The 9695-nt window shown below is 64.1% G+C and carries 7 protein-coding genes; 5 read left to right on the forward strand and 2 right to left on the reverse strand.

What is annotated here, in order from left to right:
• Nucleotides 1-100 precede the first annotated feature (100 nt).
• Nucleotides 101-2116 carry a thioredoxin domain-containing protein gene (locus NKJ23_RS33880; protein WP_352685050.1) on the reverse strand — a complete coding sequence of 672 codons (2016 nt, stop codon included), beginning with the start codon at nt 2114-2116 and terminating at the stop codon, nt 101-103.
• Between the two features lie 59 nt (nt 2117-2175).
• Here NKJ23_RS33880 and mnmE point away from each other — a divergent pair, with 59 nt between their 5' ends.
• The 5 genes from mnmE to NKJ23_RS33905 all read left to right on the forward strand — a co-directional run bounded on the left by mnmE (nt 2176) and on the right by NKJ23_RS33905 (nt 8168).
• On the forward strand, nt 2176-3504 hold the full coding sequence (mnmE, locus tag NKJ23_RS33885; RefSeq protein WP_352685052.1) for a tRNA uridine-5-carboxymethylaminomethyl(34) synthesis GTPase MnmE: 1329 nt from the start codon (nt 2176-2178) through the stop codon (nt 3502-3504).
• A gap of 380 nt (nt 3505-3884) precedes the next feature.
• The gene (gene mnmG, locus NKJ23_RS33890) at nt 3885-5774 is read left to right on the forward strand and encodes a tRNA uridine-5-carboxymethylaminomethyl(34) synthesis enzyme MnmG (RefSeq protein ID WP_352685054.1); all 1890 of its coding nucleotides are present in this window, start codon (nt 3885-3887) and stop codon (nt 5772-5774) included.
• Nucleotides 5771-6412: a 16S rRNA (guanine(527)-N(7))-methyltransferase RsmG gene (gene rsmG, locus NKJ23_RS33895; RefSeq protein ID WP_352685056.1), complete on the forward strand. Its 642-nt coding sequence runs from the start codon at nt 5771-5773 to the stop codon at nt 6410-6412. Before mnmG ends, rsmG begins: the two co-directional genes overlap by 4 nt.
• A 33-nt stretch (nt 6413-6445) precedes the next feature.
• Nucleotides 6446-7246: a ParA family protein gene (locus tag NKJ23_RS33900; RefSeq protein WP_084642633.1), complete on the forward strand. Its 801-nt coding sequence runs from the start codon at nt 6446-6448 to the stop codon at nt 7244-7246.
• Nucleotides 7247-7286: 40 nt separating this feature from the next.
• Nucleotides 7287-8168 carry a ParB/RepB/Spo0J family partition protein gene (locus tag NKJ23_RS33905; RefSeq protein WP_352685058.1) on the forward strand — a complete coding sequence of 294 codons (882 nt, stop codon included), beginning with the start codon at nt 7287-7289 and terminating at the stop codon, nt 8166-8168.
• A 276-nt stretch (nt 8169-8444) separates the two neighbouring features.
• On the opposite strand, the gene holA is transcribed toward NKJ23_RS33905, so the two are convergent.
• Entirely contained in the window at nt 8445-9488 is a 1044-nt protein-coding gene (holA, locus tag NKJ23_RS33910; protein ID WP_352685060.1) for a DNA polymerase III subunit delta, read from the reverse strand.
• Nucleotides 9489-9695: the final 207 nt, after the last annotated feature.

A 9695-nucleotide genomic window follows, 5' to 3' on the forward strand; every position in this document is an offset into this window, starting at 1 on the left:
GCCATCCCGAATCTCCCTGCTTCGACCATCATCACAGAATCACCAATCGGCTTCTATGCAAAGGTCTCACAAGGGGAGAAGGGAAGGAGCGCCAGGTCCATCACCGCCGCAGCATCCCTTCCAGCTCATCAGCTTCCATTACCACCGGCAGGCAGACCTGCCCCGTGCAGAGCCAGGCGCCGGGCTCGGCCGTTGGCGGCAGGACGCCGCCTGGCAAGGCCGGCAGATTTGTCGCCGAGCCAACAGGCACGACGATGTCCACCCGGCGCGGGTCTGGATTTCGATTCGCAACCGGAACAAGCCTTGGATTCTCCGGTCTATCCACGATCACCAGCTTCAGCGGTTCAAGCGCCAAGGCACAGGCATTGACTATACCCGCCTGGCCATAGCCCTGGTGCTCCGCCCGCCCGCCCGCGTGCTCTGCGACTGTCCAGGCTTTTTCCCAGAGATCGAGATCGCCCGAAAGCGACGACAATCGGACCAGGGCTTCGATGATCTGGCCGGTAGCGGAAGGAATGGCTTCGTCGACATCGCCGCGGATGCGGATCGGCACATCCGCGCTGTCGGACGCGGTCAGATAGTAGCCGGTCTTGTCGCTGTCCCGGTGCCAAAGATCGAGTTGCTCAATGAAGTTCCCGGCGCGATAGATATAGTCGGGATTGCCGGTCGCCTCGAACAGTGAGATGGCGGCGTTGGCCATGGCGGCATAGTCGCTCGACAGAGCCGGAAACAGCTTCTTTGCGCCGAGCATCGAATGCGGCAGGCGGCCGTCACGTCCGGCAGCCGCAATTGCGGCAAAGGCCGCTGCCGCCGCTTCGATCCAGTCGGATCGGCCAAGCGACCGTCCGGCCTCGGCAAGGGCTGCGATCATCAAGCCGTTCCAGTCGGTCAGGGCCTTGCCGTCACGCCCGGGCCGCACGCGCTGTTCCCTCGCTGCCAGCAGCCTTTGCTTGAGCGGAACCAGAAGGTCACGATCGACGACGCTCTGCGCCTGTTGAGCATCAGTCTGGCAAATGATCGGCTTGCCTTCCCAACCATGCGGACCGGCAAGCGTGAAGTACTTGAAAAACAATGCTGAATCGTCGCCAAGGGCTGCTTCGAGCTCATCCCTGCTCCAGGTGTAGAACAACCCCTCCTCGCCCTCGCTATCGGCATCAAGGCTGGCGGCAAAGGCATCGCCCTCGACTCGCATTTCGCGCAACAGCCAGGCAATCGACTCTTCGATTCGCAACCGGAACAATTCCTTGCCGGTTGACGCATAGGCCCAATTGCACAAGCGGATGAGCTGGGCATTGTCGTAGAGCATTTTTTCGAAATGCGGGACCAGCCATTCGGCGTCGGTCGAGTAGCGGCTGAGTCCGCCGCCAATATGGTCATAGATGCCGCCGGCCAGCATCTTTTCGAGGCTTAGGAGAACAGTGTCGCGGTGGGATGCGGTGGCGTCGCGCAGCCAGGACAGCCAGAGGCTCTGCATGAACGGCGCGTTGGGGAATTTCGGCGCGCCGCGCAGACCGCCCAGATCGCGGTCGATCATGCCGTCAATGCCATTGGCGAGGTTCGCCAGCATGCCGCGGTCGAGCATGGCCTTGCCATGGCTGCCCGCCAGCCGCGTCTCGACATGCGTGGTCAGGCCGTCGGCACTCTGGTTAACGCTTTCTTTCTTCTCCCGCCAAGCCTTGTCAACCGCCTCCAGCACCTGGACAAAGCCCGGGCGGCCGTAACGGGCTTCGCGCGGAAAATAGGTGCCGCCCCAGAACGGCTTGCTATCCGGCGTCAGGAACATGGTCAGCGGCCAGCCGCCCTGCTCGCCCATCGACGACAATGCCGCCATGTAGATCTGGTCGATGTCGGGGCGCTCCTCGCGGTCGACCTTGATATTGACGAAGAGACGGTTCATGACGGCGGCGACGTCGTCGTTCTCGAAGCTCTCATGCGCCATGACGTGGCACCAATGGCACGCGGCGTAGCCGACAGAGAGCAGGATCGGACGCTGCAGCACCTTTGCTTCGGCCAGAGCGGCGGGCGACCATGGCCGCCAGTGCACTGGATTGCCGCTGTGCTGCTGCAGATAGGGGCTGGCCTCTTCGGCAAGCAGGTTTTGTGCAGGCAATGTCACGGCGCTACTCGATGGCGGATTGAACAGGCATAGCTAGGGCGCTTCGGCAGAGCGGGCAAATGATTTCAAAAGACTCCATCGTGGCGCTGTCGAGCGGGCGCCTGCCGGCCGGCATTGCAGTGATCCGGATTTCGGGGCCGCAGAGTCGATTCGCTTTCGAAACGATTGCGGGATCGAAGGTGCCAAACCGCGTTGCCACCTATCGCAAGTTCCGGGCGCCCGACGGATCGGTGCTGGACAGCGGCCTGGTCGTCTTCTTTGCCGGCCCCGACAGTTTTACCGGCGAGGACGTTGCAGAGTTCCATGTGCATGGCGGGCGCGCCGTTGTGGCGAGGATGCTGGAAACGATCGCCTCCTTCGACGGCGTCAGGCATGCCGAGCCTGGCGAATTCACCCGCCGCGCCTTTCTCAACGGCAAGCTCGATCTGGTCGAAACCGAGGCGCTGGCCGATCTCATCAACGCCGAAACCGAGGCGCAGCGGCGCTTTGCCGTTCACAACGCCCAAGGCGTGCAGAGCGAACTGTATCTGGGCTGGCGCCGACGGCTGATCCACGCCCGCGCGATGATCGAGGCCGAGATCGACTTTGCCGACGAGGATGACGTGCCGGGGTCGGTCGCCGATACAGTCTGGTCCGATGTCCGGGCGATGATCGGGGAAATAGAGCGCCACGTCGCCGGCTTCCGCGCTGCCGAAATCATTCGCGATGGGTTCGAAGTGGTAATCCTCGGCGCGCCGAATGCCGGCAAGTCCAGCCTGTTCAACGCCTTGGCGCGGCGCGAAGCGGCCATCGTCACCGACGAGCCGGGCACGACCCGCGACCTGCTCGAGGTGGTACTGGACCTGCAAGGGGTGCGGGTCAGGGTAACCGACACCGCCGGTCTGCGGGAGGCGCCCGGCAAGATAGAGGCGATCGGCATCGAGAAGGCCAGGACCAAGGCGCACAGCGCTGATCTGCTGTTGCTGCTGGAGGATCTGGCGGAGCCAATCGCGATCGGTATGCTGCCGGGCGACATTCAGGCGCTGAGGGTTGGAACAAAAATTGACCTGCTGGGGGGCAAATCGCCCTCGCCTGCGGCGCACTATGATTTCGCTATCTCGACGCGGGACGGCACGGGTCTGGCCGAATTGCTGGACGAAATCGGGCGTCGTGCCGCAGTCCAGATCGGCAAGGCCGGCGATATCCTGCCGTCGCGGCTGAGGCACGTCGAGCTGCTCAATGAGACGAAACGCTTCCTGCTCGCAGCAGTGGCCAGTGGTGATCGCGGCCGGGAACTGCAGGCCGAGGAGCTGCGCCTGGCGGCGGATCGGCTCGGACGAATCGTCGGGTCGGTCGATGTCGAAGACATGCTCGATGTGATTTTTTCGCAGTTTTGTATTGGGAAATGACTCACGTGAAACATAGGGGAAGGAGCACCGGCTGTGATTCACGTGAAACACGGCCCAGGAATAGGGGGACTGTTTCACGTGAAACGATCTCGCTCGTAGCGTCTCCCCTTCTCCCCTTGTGGGAGAAGGTGGCCGCGCGAAGCGCGGTCGGATGAGGGGTGTTCCAGCTTGGCAACGACGGCACTCCGTCCAACACCCCTCAACCGTCTTGGCGCTGCGCGCCAATCCACCTTCTCCCACAAGGGGAGAAGGAAAAGGGGCGGCGCCAGGCGATCTCTGTCTGCATTGTCGGGGGCAGTCATGCGTCTGAAGGCCCTGCGTCCTTGACAGCGCGTGCCTCCAGGGACATGTGTCGGTCCACTTGAATTCGGGATTCTGAAATGACCAATCGCTACGATGTGGTGGTGGTGGGTGGCGGCCATGCTGGGTGCGAGGCGGCTAGTGCGGCCGCGCGGGCTGGCGCCAGGACGGCGCTGGTGACGCTGCGCTTCGACACGATCGGCGTGATGTCCTGCAATCCGGCGATCGGCGGCCTCGGCAAGGGGCATCTGGTTCGTGAGATCGACGCCATGGACGGGCTGATGGGCCGCGTTGCCGATGCGGCCGGCATCCAGTTCCGTTTGCTCAACCGCCGCAAAGGACCGGCGGTGCGCGGGCCACGGACGCAGGCCGACAGAAAACTCTATCGGCTCGCCATGCAGGCGGCGATTCGCGAACAGGCTGGCCTCGACGTGGTCGAGGGCGAGGTGCTGGATTTCGAAATCAACAACCGGGAAACCGACGACGGACGCATCGCGGCGGTGCTATTGGCGGATGGAAGCAGGTTCGCCTGCGGCGCCGTGGTGCTGACGACCGGCACTTTTTTGCGCGGGCTGATCCATATCGGCGAAAAGAAGATCGTCGCCGGCCGCATGAACGAGCAGGCGAGCATCAGCCTGTCGGCGACGATGAGCCGCGCCGGCTTCAGGCTCGGGCGGCTGAAGACCGGCACGCCGCCGCGGCTGGACGGCAGGACGATCGATTGGGCGTCACTGGAGAGCCAGGCGGCGGACGAGGACCCTGTGCCGTTCTCGCTGCTGACCGATCGCATCGAAAATCCGCAGATCCATTGCGGCATTACCCGAACGACCAATGCGACGCACGAGCTGGTTCGCGCCAATCTCGGCCGCTCGGCCATGTATTCGGGCTCGATCGAAGGCGTCGGACCGCGTTATTGCCCGTCGATCGAAGACAAGATCGTCAAGTTCGGTGACCGCGAAGGCCACCAGATATTTCTGGAGCCGGAAGGGCTGGACGACGACACGGTGTACCCGAACGGCATTTCGACCTCGCTGCCCGAGGACGTGCAACTCGACATCCTGAAGACCATTCCGGGGCTGGAGCGGGCAACCATGCTGCAGCCGGGCTATGCCATCGAGTATGACCATGTCGATCCACGCGAGCTCAAGCCAACGCTGGAAACCAGGCGGATCGCCGGCCTTTTCCTCGCCGGCCAGATCAACGGCACCACCGGCTACGAGGAGGCCGGCGCGCAAGGGCTGCTTGCCGGCTTGAATGCAGCGCGCAAGGCGTCGGCGAGCGAGGAAATCGTGCTGAGCCGCACCGAAGCCTATATCGGCGTGATGGTCGATGATTTGACCAGCCGCGGCATCGCCGAACCGTACCGCATGTTCACCTCGCGGGCCGAGTTCCGGCTATCGCTGCGAGCCGACAACGCCGATGAGCGGCTGACGCCACTGGCGATAGGGCTGGGGATTGCCTCGCCGGAGCGGATGCAGCGCTTCAACAATGGTATGCAAGACCTTGAGAAGGCGCGACAGCTCGCCCTCGGCACCACCATGACCCCCAATGAGGCGGCGCGCCATGGGCTCGAGATCAACCGGGACGGCGTCCGTCGCTCGGCCTATGAGTTGCTGGCCTATCCCGGCGTCAACATCGCCTGGCTGGCGCGGATCGAGCCGGCTTTCGCGGCGATCGACAGCAAAACGGCCGAACGTCTTGAAACGGAAGCCAGATATTCTGTCTATCTCGACCGCCAGCAGGCCGATGTTTCGCAGATCAGGCATGAGGAGAGCAGGCTTATTCCCGAATCGCTCGACTTTGCTTCTGTTCCCGGCCTGTCGAACGAGTTGAAGCAGAAGATGCTGGCACGCCAGCCGCGCTCGATTGCCGATGCGCAACGCATGGAAGGCATGACGCCGGCGGCGCTGGCGATTATCGTCGCCCATGTCCGCAATGCCGAGGCGACCGCGCGAAAGCAGGTCGCGTGAGCGCTGCGTCCTGGGCAAACCTGCAGGCGGCAGCGGGCCCGGTTTCACGTGAAACATTCGATCGCCTGGTCGAGTTCGAGGCCGTCTTCCAGAAATGGAACCGCCGGATCAATCTGGCCGCGCAATCGACGCAGGACGATGTCTGGCGCCGCCACATCCTCGACAGCGCGCAGCTGGCGCGAATCAAACCAGAGGCGAAGCGCTGGGTCGATCTCGGCTCCGGCGGTGGGTTTCCCGGCCTTGTGCTGGCCTTTTTGCTTGCCGAGCGGGACGGCACCGGTATCGACCTGGTTGAAAGCAACCGGAAAAAAGCATCGTTCCTGCAAGCGGTCATCGGACAGTTCAGCCTGCCCGCCAAGGTTATCGCGCGCCGCATCGAAGACAGCTATCCTCTTGTTCCTGCACCGCAAATCGTCACAGCCAGGGCACTCGCCTCGCTGCCCGGCTTGCTCGACCTGACGGCACCGTGGCTGACCAAGGGGTCGCGCGGCCTGTTTCACAAAGGCCGGGATTACCGTGCCGAAGTGGCAGAAAGCGCTCAACGATGGTCTTTCGATCTGGTAGAACATGCCAGTGCAACCGACGCGCAGGGCGTCATTCTCGAAGTATCCGACTTGCGACAGCACCCTGGCTTGTGACCGGCGACCCAAATGACTTTCTGGCATAGACCCATGATGAAGAACGGCCCCCGAATCATCACCGTCGCCAACCAGAAAGGCGGCGTCGGCAAGACGACGACCGCCATCAATCTGGCCACGGCGCTCGCCGCCATAGGCGAACAGGTGCTGATCGTCGATCTCGACCCGCAGGGCAACGCCAGCACCGGGCTTGGCATCGACCGGCGCGACCGCACCGTCTCCTCCTATGACGTGCTGACCGGCGAACTGGACCTCGAAGCGGCGGCGATCCCGACGGCGGTGCCTGGCCTGTCGATTGTACCGTCGACGCTCGACCTGCTCGGCATCGAGATGGAAATCGCCTCGGCGCCGGATCGGGTGCTGCGGCTGCGCAACGCGCTGCGGGCTTCGGCCGAGCGCTCGGCCAATTTCGGCTATGTGCTGATCGACTGCCCGCCCTCGCTCAACCTGCTGACACTGAATTCGATGGCTGCGGCCGATTCGGTGCTGGTGCCGCTGCAGTGCGAGTTTTTCGCGCTGGAGGGCCTGAGCCAGCTTTTGGAGACGGTCGAGCAGGTGCGCCGCTCGATCAACCCCGACCTGACGATCCAGGGCATCGTGCTGACCATGTTCGACGGGCGCAACAATCTCGCCAACCAGGTGGTGCAGGATGTGCGGGCGCATATGGGCGACAAGGTCTATGAAACCGTCATCCCGCGCAATGTCCGCGTTTCCGAGGCGCCGTCCTACGGCAAGCCGGCGATTCTCTACGACCTCAAATGCTCGGGCAGCCAGGCCTATCTGCAGCTTGCTTCGGAAGTCATCCGCCGCGAGCGCAAATTGCGTGCTGCCTAAACAATAAGCCGATTCGACACCGAAACGATCTGGACGGACGATGAACGAAGACCCTTCGAGGAAAAGACTGGGACGGGGACTGGCGGCCCTGATCGGCGAAATCGATCGCCCGGCGGCACCGGAAAAGCCGGGCCTGGCGGCCGACGGCAAGGTGCCGATCGAGTTCCTCAGCCCCAATCCCAAAAACCCGCGCCGGCATTTTGGCGACGCCGACCTGACCGACCTCGCCCAGTCGATCCGCGAACATGGCGTGGTGCAGCCGGTGGTGGCGCGGCCGTCGAAAACCCAAACGGGCCGCTACGAGATCATCGCAGGCGAGCGTCGTTGGCGCGCGGCACAACGCGCCGGGCTGACCGAAATCCCGATCATCGTACGCGACGTCAACGATCGCACGGCGCTCGAACTGGCGATCATCGAAAACGTCCAGCGCACCGACCTCAACCCGGTCGAGGAGGCGTTCGGCTACCAGCAGCTGATCGACGACCACGGCTATACCCAAGCAGATCTCGGCCAGGTGATCGGCAAGAGCCGCAGCCATGTCGCCAATACGCTGAGGCTGCTCAAGCTGCCCGACGTCATTCGCGACATGCTGGTCGACGGCGCGCTCTCGGCCGGCCACGCCCGCACCCTGGTGACGGCCGACGACCCGGCCGGGCTTGCCAAGCGGATCATCGACGAGGGGCTTTCGGTGCGCCAGGCCGAAGCCTTGGCGCAGCTGCCGGTCGGCGCGCCGGCGGCAAAGCGCCAGCCCGCGCCCCCGCCGCAAAAGGATGCGGACACACTGGCGCTGGAGCGGCTGATGACCAGCACGATCGGCATGATCGTCACGATCGAGCACAACCAGCGCGGCGGCGTGATCAGCGTCGCCTACCGGACGCTGGAGCAGCTCGACGAGCTTTGCCGAAGGCTGAAGCGGGAGTAGGTAGTTAGCCGGCGCATAATATCCGGGTTGGGCAGAGACGCTGCTTCTGCTAAGCCTCAAGCTCTTGTTCACTCCAGGGTGCGCGGCTTGTATTGCCAGCGTTGAAGGCTTGGCGCGGCTCTCCCTTCTCCCCCTGTGGGAGAAGGTGTCGCCGAAGGCGACGGATGAGGGGTGTTCCAGGGAACGCCGACGCCTCATTCCGTCCAACACCCCTCATCCGTCTCGGCGCTGCGCGCCGATCCACCTTCTCCCACAGGGGGAGAAGGGCGGGTGCTCCTATCTCTGCGCCAGCCTGGCACTCTCTACGGTAATGCCGAGCAGGGCCTGGCGTGCCAGCGCGACCGACAGATCCGGCCGCCGGCGTGTCTGCAGGACCGCCGTCTGCAGGCGGTTGAGGGCGCGGCCGAGCGCCTCGCTGCTCCAGCGTTCGAGGGCTTTCTCGACCAGCTTGCGCCTGGAGAAAAACACCGGCGGGCGCGCCGCGGCTACGACCGAAGCGGCATTGCGGCCGCCGGCGTCCATCTGGCCGCGCATCGCCTGGATCGCCTGCAACTGCCGCATCGCCGATGAAAGCACCAGAAAGGGCTGGCCGCCGGACTGGCAATGGCGGGTGAAGGCGGTGTCGAAGTCGGCGATCCTGCCTTCGAGCAGGGCGTCGACCGCCGCGTCGAAGGAGAGGCCCGAGACATCGCCAGACGTCGCCTTGACGTCGTCGAGGCCGATTTCGGGCTGGCCATGCGCATAAAGCACAAGCTTTTCGATCTCGGCGCGCGAGGCCAGCCGGTCGCCGCCGAGATTGCGGCGCAGCGCCTGCCGCGCCTCCAGCGTCATCGACATGCCGGCCTTGCGCAGTTCGTCGTCGATGACCGTATCGATATCCCCGGCCTCATCGGCATAGCAAGGCAATGCCATGGCATTGTCCGCCGCCTCCACCACGGCGCGCAGGCCGACGCCCTTCTTCAAGTCGCCGGCCTCGATGAGGACGATGGCGTCCCGCGCGGGCTCCGACGTCAGCGCCTTGACATCATCGGCAAGCCCCTTCTGGGCGCCGGCATTGCGCACCCATAGCAGGCGCCGCTCCGAAAACATCGGCACGGTGCGCGCCTCGTCGAGCAGGCGGCCCTCGTCGCGATCGACTTCCGATCCGTCCAGCCTGACCACCGAGAACGGATCGTCAAGCGGCAGGCCGGTCTTGCCGGCAAAGGTCTTTGCCCGCTCGGCAACCAGCCCGCGATCGGGACCGTAAAGCAGCACGATCGAGACGCGCGGATCCGGCTTCGCGAGCCATGCATCGACCTCGTATGCTTTCTTCTGTGCCATGGGCGCTGATTAGCATGACGCGGGCGCGGGGTGAACGGAGGGATGGCGGTATTGTATCGAGACGCCGGAGGGGCGAAGGAAGACCAGCCTCTCAAGACGCGGGTTCCTCGCCCCCGCAAAGCGGCTAGGGGATGCACACATCTTTTCGTTGCGTCGATGACTCATCTGTGAGTTGCGGCGTCGGGTTGGTGTGTGATTCTGTAGGCG

This window comes from Mesorhizobium sp. M0184, from assembly GCF_040322215.1.
In the GTDB taxonomy this organism is placed as follows: domain Bacteria; phylum Pseudomonadota; class Alphaproteobacteria; order Rhizobiales; family Rhizobiaceae; genus Mesorhizobium.